Below are 19,283 nucleotides of genomic sequence, written 5' to 3' on the forward strand. Positions count from 1 at the left end.
CCCTCCCGCACGCGGATGGGCAGATCAAAAGGGGGGAGGGCGGAGTTTACGGAATATGCGCTACCTACCCCTTACCGACTCAGACCGGCAGGACATGCTGTCCGTCATCGGCGCGTCTTCGATCGATGACCTGTTCATCGACGTCCCCGCTGAAGCCCGTCTTTCCGGCAAGATCCCCGGCTTGCCGGATCATGCCAGCGAACTGTCCGTCGAACGGCACATGGCGGCGTTGGCCCGGAAGAATTTGTCGGCAGGGGAAGCGCCCTTCTTCCTCGGCGCCGGGGCCTATCGTCACCATGTTCCCGCCAGCGTGGATCATCTGATCCAGCGCGGCGAGTTCCTGACGGCGTACACCCCCTATCAGCCGGAAATCGCGCAAGGCACGTTGCAGGTGCTTTTCGAATTTCAGACGCAGGTCGCGCGCCTGCTCGGCTGCGACGTGGCCAATGCGTCCATGTATGATGGCTCCACCGCCTGCTGGGAAGCGATCGGCATGGCTCGCCGCATCACCAAGCGTGGCAAGGCGATCCTGTCATCGGGCCTTCACCCCCACTATGTCTCGGTCGCAAAGACCATGGCGAAGTTCACCGGTGATGCGCTCGTGCATGAGGCGCCGACATTGGACGCCGCGACCGACATCGACGCGCTGATTGCCGGGATCGACAAGGATACGAGCTGCGTCGTCGTCCAATATCCAGACATTCTGGGCCGCATAGCCGATCTCACCCCACTTGCCGACGCCGCGCATGAAGCGGGCGCGTTGCTAGTCGCAGTCGTGACCGAGCCTGTGGCTTTGGGCGCGATCAAGGCGCCGGGTCACATGGGCGCCGACATCGTCGTAGGCGAGGGTCAGTCGATCGGCGTCGGCCTGCAATTTGGCGGCCCTTATCTCGGCCTCTTCGCGTGCAAGCAGAAATACGTCCGCCAGATGCCCGGCCGCCTGTGTGGCGAAACGGTGGATGCCGCGGGCAAGCGGGGCTTCGTGTTGACCCTCTCCACCCGTGAACAGCATATCCGGCGTGAGAAGGCGACGTCCAACATCTGCACCAATTCAGGCCTCTGCGCCCTTGCGTTCAGCATCCACATGACGCTGCTGGGTGAGAAGGGACTGCGCGAATTGGCGATGTTGAACCATGGCCTTGCCGTTCAGGCGGCCGAACGGTTGGCGCAGGTGCCCGGCGTCGAGCTGCTCAACGGCAGCTTCTTCAACGAATTCACATTGGTCCTGGCTAAGGATGCGCGCGAAACCGTGCGCAATCTGGCCGACAAGGGCGTGCTTGGCGGCGTGTCGTTGGGGCGCCTGTTCCCGGATGCTCCCGGGATCGGCAACGGCCTCGTCGTGGCCGTCACCGAAACAGTGACCGCCGAAGATATCGAAGCCCTGGCAAGGGCGCTTGAGGAGGAATTGGCATGACCATGCTCAAGGAAGGCCGCCCCACCGCGCCGCAAGCAGTGACCCAAGAAGCTGGGATTGCTGCAACCGCCACCGGCAACCGCGCGTTGATGTTGGAGGAGGCGCTGATCTTCGAGATTGGCTCCCCCGATACCACCGGCGTCGATTTCGCAGAAGCGCCCAAGGTGGAAAGCCGCCTCGGCAACCTTGCTCGCACTGACGGGATCGGCTTGCCCGGCTTGTCCGAGCAGGAGACGGTGCGCCATTACACCCGTCTCAGCCGCCAGAATTACGCCATTGACCTTGGCCTGTTCCCGCTCGGCAGTTGCACGATGAAGCATAACCCGCGCCTCAACGAGAAGGTCGCGCGGATGCCCGGCTTCGCTGACCTCCACCCGCTCGCGCCGCAATCGACGGTGCAGGGTGTGCTCGCGGTGATCCATGAGCTTGCCGAATGGCTGGTCAAGCTGACCGGCATGCACTCGGTCGCGATGAGCCCCAAGGCGGGCGCGCATGGCGAGCTGTGCGGCTTGCTCGCGATCCGCGCCGCACTGGAAGCCAGGGGCGACGCGCGGAGCGTCATTCTCGTGCCCGAAAGCGCGCACGGCACCAACCCCGCCACGGCGGCCTTCTGCGGCTATAAGGTCGAGGATATTCCGGCGACCCCGGACGGCCGCGTCGATCTGCAAGCCTTGAAGGCCCGGCTCGGCCCGGACGTCGCGGCGGTGATGATCACCAACCCCAACACCTGCGGCCTGTTTGAGCGTGACATGAAGACGATTTCCGACGCGGTGCATGCCGCCGGAGCCTTCGTCTATTGCGACGGCGCGAACTTCAACGCCATCGTAGGCCGAGTCCGCCCCGGCGACCTCGGCGTCGACGCGATGCACATCAACCTGCACAAGACCTTCTCGACGCCCCATGGCGGCGGTGGTCCCGGCTCCGGGCCGGTGGTGCTCAGCCAAGCGCTCACTCCTTTCGCGCCGCTGCCCTTCGTGGAGCGTCAAGGCGACAGCTTCGTGCTGGTCGAGGAAGAAACGGCGGACGAACATCATGCCAGCAGCTTCGGCCGCATGGTCGCCTTCCATGGCCAGATGGGCATGTTCACGCGCGCGCTGACCTACATCCTCAGCCATGGCGCGGACGGCCTGCGTCAAGTGGCGAGCGACGCGGTGCTGAACGCCAATTACATTCTGCGCAGTCTGGACGATGTGCTGGATGCCCCGTTCGGCCACAGCGGCCCCTGCATGCATGAGGCGCTGTTCAGCGACAAGGGCCTGGCCGAAGGCTTCACCACGCTCGACATCGCCAAGGGGCTGATCGACGAGGGCTTCCATCCGATGACCATGTATTTCCCGCTGGTCGTTCACGGTGCAATGCTGGTCGAACCCACCGAAACGGAAAGCAAGGCAGCGCTCGACCAGTTCATCATGGCGCTACGCAGCCTCGCGGAACGCGCCAAGGCCGGGGACGAAGCGTTGAAGGGCGCGCCCTATTTCGCCCCTCGCCGCCGTCTCGATGAAACGCTGGCCGCCCGCAAGCCGGTCCTCAGCTGGACAGATCCGGCGCTGGCGCAGGCGGCGGAGTGAGCGTCTGGGTTCCGGGCGACGCGGGGGCGGCGAGCAACAAGCTTCACGCCCCCGCAACGCTGCGGAACCGCGACGCCATCCTCGCGGTACTCCGTGACGCGCTGCCATCTTCCGGACTTGTGCTGGAGGTGGCGAGCGGCAGCGGTGAGCATGCCGCTTACTTCGCCGCCGCTTTGTCTCACCTCAATTGGCAGCCCAGCGACCCTGACCCTTCGGCGCTGGCATCGATCGACGCATGGCGGGTGGAGGCCAAGCTTCCCAATCTCCTCCCGCCGGTCATGCTCGATGCAGCTGCTCCCTGGCCGGTCAACAGGGCCGACGCTATCCTCTGCATCAACATGACGCACATCAGCCCCTGGTCCGCGACGCTCGGCCTGATGGAAGGTGCCGGGAAAACGCTTCCCGCAGGCGGTCTCCTCTACCTTTACGGCCCCTTCATCCGGGACGAGGTGGAAACCGCGCCTAGCAATCTCGCCTTCGATGCTTCGCTCAAGGCGCGCGACCCACAATGGGGCTTGCGCCGCATCGAGGAGGTTTCGGCTGCCGCCGAGGCGCGAGGCTTCTCGCTGGACAGGCTGATCGAAATGCCCGCCAATAATCTGTCGCTGCTGTTCCGAAAGGTGGCGCCTGACGGCCTTTGATGGCTGACCCTTCGACAAGTTCCGCCGGACCGGATATGGCGAACGTGATGCCCAACCCGCTCCTCCGCCTTGTCACAGCCGAACTCACAGCATCCGCCGACCCGCGCGCGGCGGCGATGGCCGGGGCGCTGGCCGCGCAATATCCAGAAGCGGCGCGGGCGGTGCTGTTCTATGGCTCCTGTCTGCGGGAGCGGAATCTCGATGGGCTGATGCTCGACTTCTACCTCATCGTGTCCGGCTATCGCGCCGCTTACGGAAAAAGCTGGCTTGCCACCGCCAACCGGCTGATCCCGCCCAATGTCTTTCCGTTCGAACATAATGGCCTGATCGCCAAATATGCCATACTCTCGGAGGCTGACTTCGCGCGCCTGAACAGCCCTGCCGCCGACAATGTCTCGGTCTGGGCCCGCTTTGCGCAGCCTGCGCGATTGCTCTGGGCCGCAGACGATCTCGCCCGCCAGCGCGCGATCAGCGCGGTCGCGGGCGCCGCCCCTACGCTCTTGTCGCTTGCTCGTCCGATGACCCAGGCGCAGGACGCGCTGTCGCTTTGGAAGGCGGGTTTCACCCTCACCTATAATGCCGAACTGCGGGCGGAGAAGAAGGGACGTTCGGTTTCGATCGTCGATGCCGATCCCGATCGCTATCGTCGCTTCGGAGAGGCCGCCCTAGCTCAAGGCTTGCCGCCTTCACCGCCAGATCCGGCCAAGCATTGGCGCGCTCTGCAAAGGCGCGGCAAATATCTCTCCGTCATTCGCCTCGCCAAAGCCAGCTTCACCTATGCGGGCGGCATCGATTATCTGGCGTGGAAGATCAACCGTCACGCAGGCACAAGCATCCAGATCAAGCCCTGGCAGCGGCGCTGGCCGCTTGTCGGCGCGCTTACTCTGCTGCCGCGGCTGTTCCGGGGTGGTGCGATCCGCTGAGCGCGTTGGAGAGCGCGTGCGACAGACCCATCAGAGTATAGGGCTTGCGCAGCACCTCATGCCCGCCAAAGTCCGTACCTTCGGCGATGTCGCCCGCATAGCCGGTGACGAACAGCACGGGCAGGCTGGCAAATGCCGGGGGCAGGGTGCGGATCATTTCCGGACCCGTCATGTCGGGCATCAACACGTCGCTCATGATCAGGCCGATGTCACCATGGCTGGTCAACAGCTTCGCTGCCTTTGACGGGTGGTCGCAGGCAACGGGCAGATGGCCCAGTTCCGCAAGTGCGGACATGGTCTGGTTCAGGACACGCGGATCATCTTCCACGACCAGGATGCGGGCGGGCGGATGCAATACCGGCTCACCCTCTGGCAACGACTGTTCAGCGTCGGCGGCTTTCTCCATGCCAATCTTCCGTGGCAGGTAGATGTGCACGCTGGTCCCTTCGCCCGGCTCGGATTCGATACGGATTTCGCCTTGGCTCTGCCGGACGAAGCCGAAAATCTGGCTCAGCCCCAGGCCCGTTCCCTTGCCAACCGGCTTGGTGGTGAAGAAGGGTTCGAACACACGTGCCAACACATCCGGGCTCATGCCGCAGCCATCGTCCTTAACGCTCAGCGTGACATAATCGCCCTCGGCACATTCGCCGATTTCGTGGCTCGCCAGATGCGCTTGTCCGGTCCGGATGAGCAGCCGCCCTCGACCCTCCATGGCGTCACGCGCGTTGACGCACAGGTTGAGCACGGCATTTTCCATCTGATGCTGATCAACGAAAATGCGCCAGCCCTTCGCCTGCCTGTCGATCGACACGATGATCTGATCGCCGATCGACCGGTCGATAAGCTCGCCCATGCCGCCGACCAGCATGTCGAGATCGACCGCGCTCGGCAGCAGCGGCTCTGATCGGGCAAAGGCAAGCAGGCGGCGGGTGAGGGCGGCGGCACGGTTCGCCCCTTCCATCGCATTGTCCAGATGGCGCGCCGCCTCCTGCGGCTTGAGGCGCAGCCTGCGCTTGGCCAGTTCCAATCCGCCGACCACCACCGCCAGCATATTGTTGAAGTCATGGGCAATGCCGCCAGTCAACTGTCCGACGGCGTCCATCTTCTGCATCTGGCGGAGATTTTCCTCTGCGGCAGCGCGCTCCGACGTTTCCTTCTTCAACTGCTCGTAAGCATCCGACAGTTCGGCCGTTCGCGCCGCCACGGCTTCTTCCAACCGGTCGGCCCGCTCCGCCTCCGATTCGGCCATGCGCCGCGCCATGCGCCGCTCGCTATAGGCAGCATTCGCGACCCACAGCGCGAAGAGCACGCAGACCAGCAGCACCAGTCCGAACAGCCGGGACGTACGATCGACAAATTGCGTCCGGTTGCCCGCCAGCTTCACGGCCAGGCTCCGCTCCTGCAGCCGGGCATTTTCCGCCTGGATCACCCGGTCAAGCAAGGCCGTGATATGCTTCAGATCTTCCGATCGGCCCGCACGGTGAAACTGCGCCAATGCCGCCATCTTCTGGTCATAAGTGGTGCGCAGCCCGATTTCGCTCAGCGTCTTGCCCCGCTGTTGAAAGGCGTCCTGCAATTCCCGCACATTGGCGCGCTGCCAACCGGACCGGCGCGTGGCGTAGTTCAGCAGCTTGAGCTGACTGGACGCGGTGCGCCACTGATCCTGGAAAAGGCGGCCTACGTCGGGGTCCAGGCTGATGACATAGCGCGCCAAGGTCACCTCTGCGCGCGCAGTCTTGGCCTCGAACGCACGGGCGAGCGCGATGATCTCGAAGCTGCGGCGTTGTTCCTGCAGCGCCCGCTCATGATCGCGCGACGCGCTGCTGGCGCTGTAGAGCAGGGTTCCCAAGGACCCTATCAGCAATATCACGAGGACCAGCGGAAGGGAGCGTCGCACCGCAGCCCGCCAGCCAGACTCCTGGTCGTCCATGTAATAGCTGTCTGCCATCAACCCCTGATCTTAGACGAACAGCATTACAGCGAAAATATCAAGGCACAAAAGGTTCCAGGCGATGACCCATGTTGCCGCTCGCTCGCCTCTTTTCGCCGACGCAACGGCGTTGCGCGATCAGGCGATCGCGCCTGTGGCTTTGCCCGCTGCCTCGAACATGCCGATGATCTGGCCAACCTGTTCGTCGCTATGCTCCGCGCAAAGCGAACAACGCAGCAGGAAGGTTCCTGCCGGAGTGGCCGGGGGACGCGCCATGTTGACGTAAAGTCCGAGCTCAAGGAGAGCCTGCCACATCGCCACGGCCTGCGTCTGGTCGGTCAGGATGACGGCGATGATCGCGGACTGCGGCGTTTCGGTGCCCAGCTTGAAGCCAAGATCGGTAAGGCCCTTGTGCAGCCGCTGGCTGTTCTTCCACAGATGCGCGCGCTTTTCGCCAGCATGCATCAGCTTGCGGATAGATGTCGCCGCGGTTGCAACGACGCTCGGCGGCAGCGAGGCGGTAAAGACATAAGGACGGCAGACGAGGCGCAGAACCTCGAACTTGGGATGGTTCGATACGCAGAAGCCGCCCACGGTGCCGACCGATTTGGAGAAGGTGCCGACGACGAAATCGACATCCTTTTCTACGCCCTGCTCCTCATAGACGCCACGGCCATTTGCGCCGAAAAAGCCCATGCCATGGGCTTCGTCCACCAGGATCATGCAATTGGCGTGCTTGCGTACCGCAGCCACCATCTCGGGCAGGGGGGCGACGTCGCCCAGCATGGAGTAGACGCCTTCCAGCACCACCAGCTTCTGCGCATCCGCAGGCAGGCGGCCGAGACGCTTGTCCAGATCCTCGACGCTGTTGTGGCGGAAGCGGACGATTTCGGCGTCCCCCAGGAAGCAGCCGTCATAGATGGACGCGTGGCTGTCTGCGTCCAGCACGACATAGTCGCCCTTCCCAGCCAGCGTGGAAATCATCCCAAGGTTTGCCTGATAGCCGGTCGAAAAGACCATGGCGCCCGACGTGCCGTAAAATTCCTTCAGCGCGTCTTCGACTTCCTTGTGGCCCTGGTAGGTGCCGTTCAATACGCGGCTGCCGGTGGTTCCAGCTCCGAATTCGTCAAGCGCCTTCTTGCCCGCCGCGACGACGTCCGGGTCGAAAGTCATACCCATATAGTTATATGTGCCGAGCAGGATCGTGTCCTTGCCCTTGATCACAGCCTGGGTAGGGGACTTCACCTCATCCATGACGATCGCGAAGGGATCACGCACCCCGGTCGCGAGCAGCGCTTCGCGCTCGGCGATCAAGGGATCGAATTTGGAAAAGAGGTCGCGCGCGCCCGGGACTTCAGCAGGCGTATGGGCGTCGGTGGCGGTCTCTACAGCGTCGGTCATCGCATATTTCCGTTAGGGTTCGAGCAGCGTCGAGCAAGTCGAGATGCGTCAGTCGAAAATTCTTGCCCGTCCTCTTCATCATCCGCCCTGCGCGAGGCACAGGAGGGGCGAAGTGAACGGAGGGGACTGGATCAGCCCTTCAACTTCGCCACAGCGTCCACAAGCTGACCGATATTTTCGATCTCAGCCTGCATGTTCATGGTGATGATGATGTCGAACTCATCCTCGATCGCCGCAACGAAATCCATGACGGTCAGGCTGTCCCATTCCAGGTCGCCTGCGAAGGTCGTCGCTTCGCTGAGGTCGACGCCCTTCTTGTTGAAAGGAGCGATTTGCGCGGCGATGCTGTCGAAAATCTGCTGGCGATCCGTCATGATCTGTTCAAAGCTTTCCCATGAAAGGGCGGTTTTTGCCCCCAAGCCCCGCCTCTTGGCAAGGGAATAAGGCGTCAATCAGGCAGCATCGCGCCCGATTATGAGCTGCCTTGCGCGCTCTTACCGGAAATTGTCGGCGTAAGCCTGAATCTTCAGCGTCTTGGGCGGGGTCGGAATGAAGGTGTAGCCGATTTCATATTTGTCGGCATAGGCACGCGCCGCGTCCAGCGATGGGAAGGTCAGCTTCACCTGGCTCTGCGTATCACCAGATCCGGCCCAGCCCGTCAGCGGGTCTGGCTTCATCGCCTCGCTCGGCGCAAATTCCAATACCCATTTGTCGGTCCGCGCCTTGCCGGACTGGAGGGCATTTTTCTGAATCTGGTAGATGCGCGCAGCCATTATCGCGTCAAACTCCTGGGAAGGGCGATGGGTCCGTTGCACCAGCGTGCGCCCGGAAGTCAAGACTTGGAGCGGGCATCGGCGCGTTTCGTGCGGAGCGTGGCGGCGGCGCCTGCCGGATCGTCGGGCCATGGATGCCGGGGATAGCGTCCACGCATTTCCTTTGCGACCGCACTCCAGCTTCCCGCCCAGAAGCCCGGCAGGTCTCGCGTCGTCTGTATCGGTCGCCCGGCGGGAGAGGTGAGGGAGAGGACCAGCGGGATGCGCTCGCTGCCGACGACCGGATGCTCGGTAAGGCCGAACAGCGCCTGCACCCGAAGCTCCACGCGCGGCCCGCCTTCTGCTGCATAGTCGATCTCATGGCTGCTTCCGGCAGGCGATTGAAATGCCGGGGGAGCCAGGCGGTCGAGTTGTTGCTTGCCGTCCCAGCCGATGATGCCCTCAAGAACGCCGGACAATTGCGACCGGTCGATGTCCGACAGGCGCCTCTTGCCCGCGAGCAGGGGCGAAAGCCACTCGTCGATCGTCGCCAGCAACGCGGCATCCGCCAACGCCTCCACCCCCGCAAAGCCAGCCCGCATCCGCAGTGATCGCGCCGCGTCCGACCAAGGCAGCAGATCAAGTCCACCCTGCCTGACCCCCTCCAGCAAAGCTGCTACGACAGCATCAGGGTCCGGCCGGTCATCCGATCCGGACGTCAGCCGCACCGCGCCCAGACGTCTCTCGCGTAGAGCCTCGATGCCGCCCGTTGCGGCCCGGAACCGCACCGTCCGATGCTCCTTCAGCCGCGCGCTGAACAGCCGCAGCACTTCAGTTTCACTGATCGGCGCGGCCGAAAGGATACGCGCTCCCGCCGCGCTGCCCTGTACTTCCCCCACCGCAAGCCATTCCTCACGCGCGAGCGGGCTTAGCGGATCAAGCCTAAAACCGCGCCCGCCGACGCTGGCCCATTCCGCGCCGTCGGCAGAGCGCCGCTTGGCCACGCGGTCAGGGAAGGCCAGCGCAAGACATAGCCCCGCATCATGCTCGCCCGCCGCCATTGTTTGTCCGGAAGCCACCAGCTTCGCCCAGCGCCTGGCCATTGCCTTGGCCGCATCGGCCCGCTTTCCACTTTCCCGCCGCCAGCGTAACCGCCGTTGCGACAGGTCCACATCTTGCCCGCCAATGCCCCGCTCGCCCAACAGCACCGCGATCTCCGCCGCCACCTCGGCCAGTCCCAATTCGCCCGCGCGCACCAGCATGTGGCCGATCCGCGGCTCCACCGGCAGCCGCGCCAGCGCCTTGCCATGCGGCGTTATCCGCCCATCCTCGTCCAGCGCCTCCAAGACCGTCAGCCGCTTGCGCGCCTCATCCAGCGCGGGGCGGGGCGGCGGGTCGAGCCAGCGCATGCTGGCCGGGTCGCTCACCCCCCACAACGCGCAATCAAGCAGCAGGCTCGATAGATCGCTTTCCAATATCTCGGGCGGATCGAAAGGCGGCATGCCCGCCGTGGCGGCCGCTTCCCACAGCCGATAAGCCACGCCCGGCCGCTGCCTTGCAGCACGCCCCGCCCGTTGGGTCGCGGCTGCCTGGCTCGCCCGTTCCGTGACCAGCCGCGTCACCCCCGCTGCCCGGTCATAGCGCGGCCTTCGAGCGAGGCCGGAGTCGATCACGATCCGCACTCCATCGATGGTCAGGCTGGTTTCAGCGATCGAGGTCGCCAGGATCACCTTGCGCTTTCCCTCCCGTGAAGGACGGATGGCGGCACGCTGCGCTGCCGGGTCCAGGCTGCCGTGCAGCCGATGCAGCTCGACGCCTATCCCCTCCAGTCGCTCCGCCGTCCGCTCGATCTCCGCCACGCCGGGCAGGAACGCAAGCAGGTCGCCGTCGGCCTCCTCCGCCAGCGCCCGTCGCACGGCCCCGGCCATCTCATCCTCGATGCGCTTTTCCGCCGCCCGGCCGATGTGCCGCAACTCCAGCGGCTGAATCCGGCCTTCGCTCTCCAGCACCGGCGCATCGTCCAGCAACGCGGCACAGCGGGCGCCATCCAGCGTGGCCGACATGGGCACGATGCGCAGATCAGGACGCAGCGCCGCCTGCGCATCCAGCGCCAGCGCCAGCCCTAAGTCGCTGTCCAAGCTCCTCTCATGCACTTCATCGAACAGGACCGCCGATACTCCGGCAAGCTCCGGATCATCCTGAATCCGGCGGACGAAAATCCCCTCCGTCAGGACGAGCAGGCGCGTTGCGGCCGACTGCCTGCTGTCCATCCGCGTCGCATAGCCAACGACCCCGCCCGGCACGCCGCCCATCAGCTCCGCAATCCGCTCGGCCGCCGCGCGCGCTGCCAGTCTGCGGGGAGACAGCAGCAGCACCTGCCCCGTACACCACGGCTCATTCAGCAAGGCAGGTGCGACAGCCGTCGTCTTGCCAGCGCCCGGCGGCGCAACCAGCACCGCGCTGTTCCGGTCACGCAGGCTGCTCAGCAAATGAGGGAGAATATCGTGGATGGGCAGGGTGGCGCTCATGATTTGCTCCTCTCGCCCCAATCGTCATCCGGTGCAATGCCGCTGCAATGCCAGGCTTTATCCAAACAGCAGTCTATGGACCGGGTTGTCCGGGTCGAGCAGCATCTTAGCCGTTAGCCCTAATGACATGATGATCAGCAGGGGCCGTATCAGCTTGCTGCCGAACCGCATGGCCAGGCGCGATCCGATCTGGCTGCCGGTGATGCTGCCGACAGCCATCGTCAACCCCGCGATCCAAAGCACATGACCGCCAGCGACCATCGTCAACAGGCCCGCTACATTGCTGGCAAGGTTGGCCGCCTTTGTCTGCGCCGTCGCGCGGACCAGGCCCAGTCCGCCCAATGCCAGGAAGATAGTGGCGTAAAATGCTCCCGCACCCGGTCCAAAGAAGCCGTCGTAAAAACCGATGACGCCGATAGACAGGCTCAGCCCCGCCAGTCCCACCCGGCTGTGCCGATCCATCTCGCTTAAGCGGGGCGAGAAGGTGAAATAGCCTGCGAGCGCGATCAGCAGACCCGGCATCAACCCCGCCAATATGCCGGGGTCCACCCGCTGAAGCAGCCAGGCGCCACCTACCGAACCAACAAATGCTGCGATAATCGGCCAGCGATAGGCCTTCAGATCCATATGCCCGGCGCGCGCGTAAGCGACGCAGGCGCCAAATGTGCCCAGCGATGATTGCAGCTTGTTGGTGCCCACGGCTGCTACGGGCGGCACGCCTGCCGCCAGCAAGGCGGGCAGGGAAATCAGCCCGCCGCCTCCAGCCATCGCGTCGATGCATCCGGAAATCAGGGCCGCCGCCATAAGGAAGGCCAGCGTTTCAGGAGATAGGATGATGTCCATGCGCGTCCGCTTCAGCCTCTGCCGCGCCCTGTCGTCAGAACCACATGCGCCTGCACACCTATACGATCGGAGCGCGCCTGTTCCTCAATAAGCGCGAGCGATGGCGAATTCGACGGCTTCGGTCAGCGCCGCCTTGGCCTTGCCCGTGTCGAACCGGCCGAGCGCATCAATGGCGCGCTGGCCATAGAGCCTTGCCCGCGCGAGCGTATCGTTGATCGCGCCCGTCTTGCGCAGCAACCCGGTCGCATGCGCCAAATCCTCGTCGCTGACCCGATTGCCCGCGATCGCCTGCTTCCAGAAAGCGCGATCTTCTTCGGAACCGCGAGCATAGGCCAGGATCACGGGCAGCGTCACCTTGCCATCGCGGAAATCGTCGCCTGCGTCCTTGCCCATTGTGGCGCCGTCCGATTCATAATCGATCGCATCGTCGATCAGCTGGAATGCGATGCCAAGGTTCCGGCCATAGACATCCAGCGCCTTTTCCTCCGTCTCGTCCCGGTCCGCGACCACGGCGGATATGCGGCAGGCGGCGGCGAACAGCGCGGCTGTCTTCGCCCCGATGATGTCCAGATATTGCTCTTCGCTCGTGTCGATGCGGCGCTGCGCGGTCAATTGATTGACCTCACCTTCCGCGATCACCGCCGAGGCGTTGGACAGGATCTTCAGCACCTTGAGCGATTCCGCCTCGACCATCAGCTCAAAGGCACGGGAGAAGAGGAAATCGCCCACCAGCACGCTGGCGCTGTTGCCCCAGATGATATTGGCGGTCTTGCGGCCCCGGCGCAGGCCCGATCCATCGACCACATCATCATGCAGCAGTGTTGCGGTGTGAATGAACTCGACCGCCGCTGCCAGCTTGTAGTGGCGGCTGCCCGCATAGCCGACCAATTGAGCGCAGGCGAGGGTCAGCATCGGGCGCATCCGCTTGCCGCCGCCCGCGATCAGGTGGCCGGCCAGTTCCGGGATCAGGGGGATGCGCGACTGCATCCGGTCCAATATGACCGCATTGACCTGGTTCATGCCTTCGGCAACCAGCGCCATCATGGGGGTGAGCGAAGGCTCGCCATTGGCGCGGCCGATGGGGTGGACATTGCCGGAGATGGGGCCGGGGGCAGGTGCGGTCATGACCCGGCCCATGTGGCGGTGCAAAATGCAGATAGCAAGCGGGAATAGCTTGCACAGAGCGACGGATGGGGCAAAAAGCGCGCGGATATTCGGAAGGGACGGGCGTGGACGACACTTTGAAGCGGTATCGCGAGAGCATCGACAATATTGATGCCGCCCTCGTGTTCATGCTCGCGGAACGCTTCAAGATCACCCAGGCTGTCGGCGAATATAAGGCGACTCACGCCCTGCCGCCAGCCGATCCGGGCCGGGAGGAGCGTCAGATCAGCCGCCTGCGTCAGCTGGCGACGGATGCCAATCTCGATCCCGACTTCACCGAAAAATTCCTGCGCTTCATCATCGATGAAGTGATCCGCCATCACGAACGGCTGCGGGACGCCTGAGAACCTGCTACGCGAAGGAGGCAGTCGAAGGCGGCTTTTCTCCCCGCCTAATCGCCCGCTAGCCTAAGCTGGTTCGTTGACCGTTTCCCGCTTGCCTTGTGACCGGCCCAGCAGCACTCCGCCCAGCGCCAGCGCGAAGCCGGCCAACTGAACCGGCACCAGCTTCTCACCAAATAGCAGCCACGCCTCCACCGCAGCAAGCGGCGGGACCAAGAGCAGCAGCATCGACATCCGCGTCGGACCTTGCGTCCGCACCAGCCATACCAGCAGCGACAGGCCGCCCGCCGACAGGCCCAGCACTGACCATGCGAGCCCCAGCCACAGAATAGGCGCGCCATCCCAGCGGGTCTCCCCAGCGATCAGGGCAGCGGCGATGGCGACGAACGCGCCGCCTGCATTTTGCACCGCGCCGGAAATCCATATGCCATCCCCTGACAGCGAGCCGCGCTGCACCAGCGTCCCTGCCGCCATCGCTACTACCGACAGCAAGCCCGCTACCACGGGTAGCAGCGGCACCGCGCCCGCGCCCGACCGTTCGATCGCTGGCAGTAGCACGCAGACCACGCCCGCGATCGCGATCGCCAGGCCCGCCCACCCGCGCGCGAGCAGGCGGTCGCCCAGCAGGAATGCGCCTGCCACGGCCACCATCAGCGGCTGCAGCGCGCCAAGCAACGACATGATGCCCGCAGGCATTTCGCGATAGACCGCCCACCAGCTCACGGTCAGATAAACCCCATGCAGCATCGCGCCCGCCGCCAGATGCAGCATCAGCCGCTTGCCGCGGGGAAGCTTCTGCCCGGCACGCCACGCCACAAATCCCAGCAGCAGAGCCGTGAGCGTCATGCGCACGCTCAGGATCAATTCCGGCGCGCCATGCGGCACCGTGCCCCGCGCGACGATGAAGCCGGTCGACCAAATCAGGATGAATAACAGGGAGGTAGCGAATCCGATCATTCGCGCCCGGCTCGTATGGCCGCGCCCGCCGCGAAGGGCGTGATCGCGACCAGCAGCAGCGACGCCGCGCCCAGGAACTTCAGCGCTGCTCCGCTCCCGTCGCCCAACGTCCCTGCGCCAAATATCAGCAGCGGCACCGCGAGCGGCAGCGCGAGCAGCCCGGCCAGCGCCCCGCTCGACCGCAGCCCCGCAGTCAGGCTCGCCACCAGCAATCCCAAAGCCGCGAGCGCAGGCGTGCCGATCAGCAGACCTAGTTCCAGCATCCACACCGTCGCGCCGTCCAGCTTCAGGAGCGCGCTCGCGGGCAGGGTTGCGATCATCAGCGCCGGGCCAAAACCCAGCCAATGCGCGATCAGCCGCGCCAGCATCAGCGTTTCCTCGCCTACGCCCCGCAACGCGATCTGGTCGAGCACCCCTGCGTCCCGGTCAGGCGCGATTAGCCGGTCCACGGGCAACAGGCTCGCCAGCAGCGCCGCGATCCACAGCATGCCGCCACCCGACCGCCGTAACAGCGCCGCGTCAGGCCCCACGGCAAAGGGATACAGGCTCGCCACCAGCAGCAGGAATGCCACAGGGAGCCACAGCCCCGCCGATTGCCACGCCTGCCGCAAATCCCGCGCCACCAGCAGCGCCATCACCCTCACGCCGCCTCCTCCGCGACGTAGGCGGCAAGGTCGATCACCACGGGCGATTTCATGGGCAGCGGCTGATGCGAAGCCGCCAGCACGATCCCCCCCCGCGCCAGATGCGCCGCCACCGCCGCGCCGAGCAGTTCGAGCGACGCATCGTCCAGCCCATTGCCCGGTTCATCCAGCAGCCACAGCTCAGCGCCGCTCGCAATCACCCGCGCCAGCGCGGCCCGCTTGCGCTGCCCGGTCGACAGCATCCGCACCGGAATCCCCACAAGCGGCCCCAGCGCCATAGCTTCCAATGCACCATCAAGCGCATGTCCGTCCGCACCATCCAGCCGCGCCCAAAAGCCGAGAGCTTGCGCCAAAGGCTCTTCCAGATCGAGCGCCAGCCGCTCGTCCGCCAGTGCGATCCTGCCGCGCCGCTCGATCGTCCCCGCTATCGGCCGCAGCAGCCCCGCGCAAATGCGCATCAGGCTCGACTTGCCGATCCCGTTCGGCCCCCGAAGCAGAGCGCTCTCCCCCTGTTCCAGCGCCAGGTCCACGCCCCGGAACAGCAACCGCCCGCCACGCGCGCAGGCGATGCCCGACAACCGCAGCGCCACGCCGCTCATGACGCGACCATGTCCTCCAGCACCTGCATGTCCACGTCGGAAAGCCCGAAATGGTGGCCGATCTCATGCACCACCACATGGGTAATCAGCGCATCGAGCGGCACGCCCGTCTCCACCCATTCATCCAGCAGTGGCCGCCGGAAAAGATGCACGGTAGGCGGGCTGTCCCCCGTCTGCTCGGCTTCCCCCAGGGGCCGCCCGCTGTAAAGCCCGGTCAGCCCGAACGGATCATCGATCTCCATCTCCTTCAATATCCGGTCGTCGGCAAATTCCTCAACGAACAGGACGACATTGGACAGATGGGATCGGAAAGGGTCCGGCAAACGCCCCAGCGCCTCAAGCGCCAGTCGTTCGATCTGCGCCACGGTTGGCGCGAAAAGAGGGGGTTGACCGGCGTCTGACATGGCTGCGACATAGGCCATACAATATTATGAGGATAGAGCCATGATTGGTAAACTGTCCGGCGATGAACGGGCGCAGGAGCTCGCTTCCCTCCCGGAATGGACGCTGGTGGCGGAGCCGGAGGGCATCAAGCGGCGCTTCACCTTTTCCGACTTCAGCGAAGCGTTCGGTTTCATGACTAGAGTGGCGCTGCTCGCCGAACAGGCGAACCACCATCCCGAATGGTTCAACGTCTATAATCGCGTCGATATCACCTTGACCACCCATGACGCCGATGGCCTGTCGCGCCGTGACATAGACCTTGCAAAGGCTATCGACGCACTACTTACCGCCTGATCGGTTGATCAGGGTTGCCCCTCGATGCGATCCTCATAGCCATGCAGCGCCGCGATCACGGCCGAATCTCCAGCATAGCGGCGGCGCAGCATGGCGAGTTTCGCGTCGGTGCCGGTGCATAGTTCGGCGATGCTCTCCATCAGGAACACGCGCCTTTCCCCATCATAGGGCTCTTCCCCCCGGAAATGGTCGCAGCTGTCGCGATCGACCATGAAGCTGGTGACTTCCTGCGGGAAAGCCGTCGCCAGAGCGGCATCGGGAGAAGGGGGCAGGTCGAGCGATCCGTGCGGCGCGGGCTGCGCCTGCACGGTCACTTGCGCAGACGGGCGCTGCGGCGCGGCGACCACTTCGATCGGCTCGCCTTCGATCGCGTTGGCGGAAAGCACGGGCTGAGGGATGGAGGCGTTCTCCGAGGACGCAGCATCGCCAGACGCATCACGGCAGCCGGCGGTCAGCGCCAGCATCACCATCAATGGAAACAGCCCCACCCGTGCGCCCACCGATTTCCTCCCGCAAAATGGCAATGAGATCAGCGACATGCGGCAGTCGCTGTTCCTCCTCATCGAGAATCGCCAAGAATGCGGCTTGCCTATAATCGCGCACACAGTCTTCCGAAAGGCGGCTTGCCGCGGGTAATGTGGAAATTACGATATCCAGCAGCCGCTCGACACCATGAAGGCGTCCCCACAAATAGTCGTTTTCACGATAAGCCCTGCTGAAAAATGCACCAAAGTTGTTGAATTCAATGCCTTTTAATGTGGCGTCCGCACCTCCCGGCCGAATAGCGCTGCAATCTTCCGGAGAAATACGGTCCACCTTCACCGGATCATATTCTTCCATGGCGTGGCCTTGGAGCAACGGTAGGGTGGCGATGTCGTAAAAGGGAAAGCCAAGATAGGAGAGCAGCATGATCCGCCGCTCCGCTTTCGGCAGCCCGGCGAGCGCTTCGGCCAGCACCATGTCGGCCACGTCGTCCCGGGCCTTCAAATCGCGTGCCTGCGCGATCGCTTCCAGCGCGGCGGCAGGATCGGACGGCACGTCCCTGGCTGCGGCCCGGATCGCGCCGTTATAGAAATCCGTGCCCTCGCATTCCGTATAATGCGCCATCGATTGGTAGATGGCGTCATGCATCTTCTGGATCGCCGCTGCATCAGCCTGCGAATCAATCTCCAATGTTTCCGCGAGCCGCCGCGCCAGAAAGCGCAGGCGGCGAATGCGGAAACTGAGGTCATGGGTGCGAAAGAAGGCGACAGGTGGCGAGGTCGGCCCCACATCCTCGATCAGCTTGTCCGCACCAATCGCCCGGACATGGGACCACAAGGCCTGACGAAAATTCTCCCGCATCATCGGGCTGTCTTCGCCGCTGAGGCGGAACAGCAGGACGGCAAGATCCTCGACGATGCCCGACAGCTTCAAATGGCCATAGGCGGGGAAAGCGAAACCAGCCGAATTCGCGGCGCGCATTTGCGCCTTCGCGCGCCACGCGGACAAACGAGCGGGCGTCGGACGGTCGAGGAACAGCATGCCGCCGATCGTATTTTCGACCTCCGCCTCGATCCCGGGCCTCAGCGCGTTCAAAATCCGGACCATCCGTCGAATGCGCGACGAATGACGGTCGATCGCTTCCAGATTGTCGCGGATCGGCTGCTCGCGCGGAATATCGCTGAGCGCCCCGAAAATGGTGCGGAAAAAGCCGGGCAATTGCGCCTTTTCCTCTGGCGTGGCGTCTTCCTGCTCACCCTCCCGGTTCAGCCGGATGGATCGATGGCCGGGCTTGGGATCGATATAGACGAAACGCCGGTCGACCTCGCGCCGTGATGGGCGGTTCCGCAACGCCCCGATCGCCTGAGCAAAGGGCGCGTTCGCCAGCACCGACCCATCGATCAGGATCGCGTCTTCCGCATTGCCGCGCGCCCAGTGGCGGGGCAGGGCATGGGCCAGAAAAGCGTCGCGGGTCGGCCAGGCACGGTGACGCTGCTTCAGCACCCGATCCAGTTCCCGCACGGTGAAGGGCGGGAAGGCACCAGGGAAGCTCGCCGTCGCGCGCGCGGCGAATACCAGCTCCGCCGGGTCGGCGAAGAGGCGGTCGCCGCGTCCCCGCGCCCGGAAGCCGACGGACAGGCGATGTTCGGTTTCCACCACCTGGGGCGGGCTGTTGAGGTTCAGGCTTTGGGGGTGTCCCTCAAAATCAGTGACCGTGACGAACAGGTCGAGCGGGTGCCCGTCCGGCAGCAAGGGCGGTCCGCGCTCGGCCGCCTCCATCGCATCGAAGGCATCCAACAGCATCGCCGTGAAGATTTCGCCGCCAAAGGGAGGCTCGAACCATCTCGACCGAATGAAGTGGGACAGCTTCTGCCGCACCTCCTCGCGCGTATCGGGGGCGACGGTGCGCTCGACCGTGTCGCCCGGCCGCCGCGCTGCCATCCACACCAGCGGGGTTGCCCAGAATTTGCTGATGCGCCTTGCTGGACGGGCATCAGGGTCCAGCAGCCGCTCAACATCGGCATTTTCCAACCACAGATCGGTGAGCGGCTCCAGCGATTGCCCCGTTTCGATCGCCTGTGCGAGGAAGATCCCGTTGATCCCGCCAGCGCTTGCTCCGGCGATGATGTCTGGCATCACCCGCAACCGTACGCCGCTTGCCGCCTCCAGATCCTCCAGCAGCTTCCTGTAAACCGCCTCGCTTCCCTCGCTGCTCGGGGTGCCGTCATGAAACGCCCGGCTCGCCCGCGCCAGCCGCCAGATTTCCTTGGTGATGCCGTGCATGTAGACGGCAAGGCTGATCCCCCCATAGCAGACCAGCGCAAGCCGAAGTTCGCGCTCCTTCATGCGGCGCAGCC

The 19,283-nt window shown here is 64.4% G+C and carries 19 protein-coding genes; 6 read left to right on the forward strand and 13 right to left on the reverse strand.

Annotated elements, in window-relative coordinates:
* Positions 1-55: 55 nt before the first annotated feature.
* Genes gcvPA through NCHOL11_RS03330 form a run of 4 tightly spaced genes read left to right on the forward strand, consistent with a single transcriptional unit; the run spans position 56 to position 4,546 of the window.
* Entirely contained in the window at positions 56-1,414 is a 1,359-nt protein-coding gene (gene gcvPA, locus NCHOL11_RS03315; RefSeq protein WP_097091059.1) for an aminomethyl-transferring glycine dehydrogenase subunit GcvPA, read from the forward strand.
* Positions 1,411-2,982: an aminomethyl-transferring glycine dehydrogenase subunit GcvPB gene (gene gcvPB, locus NCHOL11_RS03320; protein ID WP_097091060.1), complete on the forward strand. Its 1,572-nt coding sequence runs from the start codon at positions 1,411-1,413 to the stop codon at positions 2,980-2,982. Before gcvPA ends, gcvPB begins: the two co-directional genes overlap by 4 nt.
* Positions 2,979-3,623, forward strand: a complete 645-nt coding sequence (locus NCHOL11_RS03325) for a DUF938 domain-containing protein (protein ID WP_097091061.1) — start codon at positions 2,979-2,981, stop codon at positions 3,621-3,623. Before gcvPB ends, NCHOL11_RS03325 begins: the two co-directional genes overlap by 4 nt.
* A gap of 47 nt (positions 3,624-3,670) precedes the next feature.
* Entirely contained in the window at positions 3,671-4,546 is an 876-nt protein-coding gene (locus NCHOL11_RS03330) for a hypothetical protein (protein ID WP_097092693.1), read from the forward strand.
* Here NCHOL11_RS03330 and NCHOL11_RS03335 read toward each other — a convergent pair.
* From NCHOL11_RS03335 to NCHOL11_RS03365, 7 genes are all read right to left on the reverse strand, one after another.
* Positions 4,503-6,476 carry an ATP-binding protein gene (locus NCHOL11_RS03335; RefSeq protein ID WP_441339486.1) on the reverse strand — a complete coding sequence of 658 codons (1,974 nt, stop codon included), beginning with the start codon at positions 6,474-6,476 and terminating at the stop codon, positions 4,503-4,505. The genes NCHOL11_RS03330 and NCHOL11_RS03335 overlap by 44 nt on opposite strands.
* A 138-nt stretch (positions 6,477-6,614) precedes the next feature.
* Positions 6,615-7,877, reverse strand: coding sequence for a serine palmitoyltransferase (gene spt / locus NCHOL11_RS03340; protein WP_097091063.1), 1,263 nt, complete (start codon positions 7,875-7,877; stop codon positions 6,615-6,617).
* Between the two features lie 131 nt (positions 7,878-8,008).
* Complete coding sequence (locus NCHOL11_RS03345; RefSeq protein ID WP_097092694.1) at positions 8,009-8,251, reverse strand: acyl carrier protein; 243 nt, start codon at positions 8,249-8,251, stop codon at positions 8,009-8,011.
* A 120-nt stretch (positions 8,252-8,371) separates the two neighbouring features.
* Positions 8,372-8,650, reverse strand: coding sequence for an ETC complex I subunit (locus NCHOL11_RS03350; protein ID WP_097091064.1), 279 nt, complete (start codon positions 8,648-8,650; stop codon positions 8,372-8,374).
* Positions 8,651-8,709: 59 nt separating this feature from the next.
* The gene (hrpB, locus tag NCHOL11_RS03355) at positions 8,710-11,157 is read right to left on the reverse strand and encodes an ATP-dependent helicase HrpB (RefSeq protein WP_097091065.1); all 2,448 of its coding nucleotides are present in this window, start codon (positions 11,155-11,157) and stop codon (positions 8,710-8,712) included.
* A 57-nt stretch (positions 11,158-11,214) separates the two neighbouring features.
* The gene (locus NCHOL11_RS03360; protein WP_097092695.1) at positions 11,215-11,994 is read right to left on the reverse strand and encodes a TSUP family transporter; all 780 of its coding nucleotides are present in this window, start codon (positions 11,992-11,994) and stop codon (positions 11,215-11,217) included.
* A gap of 90 nt (positions 11,995-12,084) precedes the next feature.
* Positions 12,085-13,125: a polyprenyl synthetase family protein gene (locus NCHOL11_RS03365; RefSeq protein WP_097092696.1), complete on the reverse strand. Its 1,041-nt coding sequence runs from the start codon at positions 13,123-13,125 to the stop codon at positions 12,085-12,087.
* Positions 13,126-13,229: 104 nt separating this feature from the next.
* On the opposite strand from NCHOL11_RS03365, the gene NCHOL11_RS03370 reads away from it, so the two are divergent.
* A complete protein-coding gene (locus tag NCHOL11_RS03370) occupies positions 13,230-13,508 on the forward strand; it encodes a chorismate mutase (RefSeq protein WP_097092697.1) in 279 nt (92 codons plus the stop codon).
* A 63-nt stretch (positions 13,509-13,571) separates the two neighbouring features.
* Here NCHOL11_RS03370 and NCHOL11_RS03375 read toward each other — a convergent pair whose 3' ends face one another.
* From NCHOL11_RS03375 to NCHOL11_RS03390, 4 genes are read right to left on the reverse strand one after another with little or no spacing between them, the layout of a single operon-like run.
* Entirely contained in the window at positions 13,572-14,462 is an 891-nt protein-coding gene (locus tag NCHOL11_RS03375; RefSeq protein ID WP_097091066.1) for a DMT family transporter, read from the reverse strand.
* Positions 14,459-15,097: a heme exporter protein CcmB gene (locus tag NCHOL11_RS03380; protein ID WP_441339487.1), complete on the reverse strand. Its 639-nt coding sequence runs from the start codon at positions 15,095-15,097 to the stop codon at positions 14,459-14,461. The genes NCHOL11_RS03375 and NCHOL11_RS03380 overlap by 4 nt, the downstream gene beginning before the upstream one ends.
* 5 nt (positions 15,098-15,102) lie before the next feature.
* A complete protein-coding gene (ccmA, locus tag NCHOL11_RS03385) occupies positions 15,103-15,705 on the reverse strand; it encodes a heme ABC exporter ATP-binding protein CcmA (protein ID WP_097091068.1) in 603 nt (200 codons plus the stop codon).
* Positions 15,702-16,109, reverse strand: coding sequence for a metallopeptidase family protein (locus tag NCHOL11_RS03390; RefSeq protein ID WP_441339466.1), 408 nt, complete (start codon positions 16,107-16,109; stop codon positions 15,702-15,704). Before NCHOL11_RS03390 ends, ccmA begins: the two co-directional genes overlap by 4 nt.
* 40 nt (positions 16,110-16,149) lie before the next feature.
* On the opposite strand from NCHOL11_RS03390, the gene NCHOL11_RS03395 reads away from it, so the two are divergent.
* Positions 16,150-16,443: a 4a-hydroxytetrahydrobiopterin dehydratase gene (locus NCHOL11_RS03395; protein WP_097091070.1), complete on the forward strand. Its 294-nt coding sequence runs from the start codon at positions 16,150-16,152 to the stop codon at positions 16,441-16,443.
* 8 nt (positions 16,444-16,451) lie between these two features.
* On the opposite strand, the gene NCHOL11_RS03400 is transcribed toward NCHOL11_RS03395, so the two are convergent.
* Both NCHOL11_RS03400 and NCHOL11_RS03405 read right to left on the reverse strand, forming a co-directional pair.
* On the reverse strand, positions 16,452-16,907 hold the full coding sequence (locus NCHOL11_RS03400; RefSeq protein WP_255254691.1) for a hypothetical protein: 456 nt from the start codon (positions 16,905-16,907) through the stop codon (positions 16,452-16,454).
* Positions 16,879-19,272 carry a patatin-like protein gene (locus NCHOL11_RS03405; protein WP_097091071.1) on the reverse strand — a complete coding sequence of 798 codons (2,394 nt, stop codon included), beginning with the start codon at positions 19,270-19,272 and terminating at the stop codon, positions 16,879-16,881. Before NCHOL11_RS03405 ends, NCHOL11_RS03400 begins: the two co-directional genes overlap by 29 nt.
* Positions 19,273-19,283 lie beyond the last annotated feature (11 nt).

Origin of the sequence: Novosphingobium sp. Chol11, assembly GCF_900218065.1 — a bacterium.
In the GTDB taxonomy this organism is placed as follows: domain Bacteria; phylum Pseudomonadota; class Alphaproteobacteria; order Sphingomonadales; family Sphingomonadaceae; genus Sphingobium; species Sphingobium agri.